Here is a 760-nt window from a genome sequence, read left to right as displayed (position 1 = left end):
GGGCGGGCCCGTCAGTGAAGATGCCCGAGCCGCAGGGCGCACCGCGGTGGCACGGGCCGTCGGGCAGTTGCCTCCCCTGCCGCCCGGGCGTCGCCGTGCGCTGATCGTCCTCCCGGACGCCCTGAGCGGGGACCCGACAGAAGTCGTGCGAGGGGCCCAGCAGGAAGCGGGCGCGGGCGTCGGCTGGGCGGGAGGCGGCGCGGGAAACAACCTCCGGTTCGTCAAGACGGCCCAGTTCACGCAAGGACAGGCCTACCGGGATCAGGTGGTGGTGATTGCCATTGATGCCCAGGAGCCGATCGGCGTCGGCATCCAGCATGGCTGGTATCCGTACGGCCCACCGACCCAGGTCACCAAGGCCCGAGGCACGACCGCCATCGAACTCGACTACGAGAGCGCGTTCGAGGTCTACCGGCGCACGGCCTCCAGCCGGGGAGTCGAGCTGGACATGGGGGACTTCGCCAGCTTCGCGATGACCCACCCGCTGGGGATTCCCCAGGCCAGCGGAGAGTTCGTGATCCGTGACCCCATCTCCGTCGAGTCCGACGGTTCGATCCGCTACGTCGCGGAGATACCGGATGGCTCGCTGGTCCGCGTGATGGAGGGTGCGCGCGCGGACCTGCTCGACGCGGCGGCCGGTGCCGCCGCCATGGCCCGGAAGGCAACGCCTGGCCCCCTGGGCGGCGCGGTGGTGTTCGATTGCGTCTCCCGCTACCTCATCCTGGGGGAGGGGGTCCGGGACGAGCTCTTGAGATTCCAG

Annotated in this window: 1 protein-coding gene; it reads left to right on the top strand. The window is 70.5% G+C overall.

Going from position 1 to position 760, the window contains the following annotated elements; translation table 11 throughout:
* On the top strand, window positions 1–760 hold a 760-nt coding region (locus tag D7X74_RS42225), incomplete at both ends, for an FIST signal transduction protein (RefSeq protein WP_120538498.1).

The sequence above is a fragment of the Corallococcus sp. CA047B genome, from assembly GCF_003612065.1.
Taxonomy (GTDB): Bacteria; Myxococcota; Myxococcia; order Myxococcales; family Myxococcaceae; genus Corallococcus; species Corallococcus praedator.
This window is presented reverse-complemented; position numbering and strand designations above follow the sequence as displayed.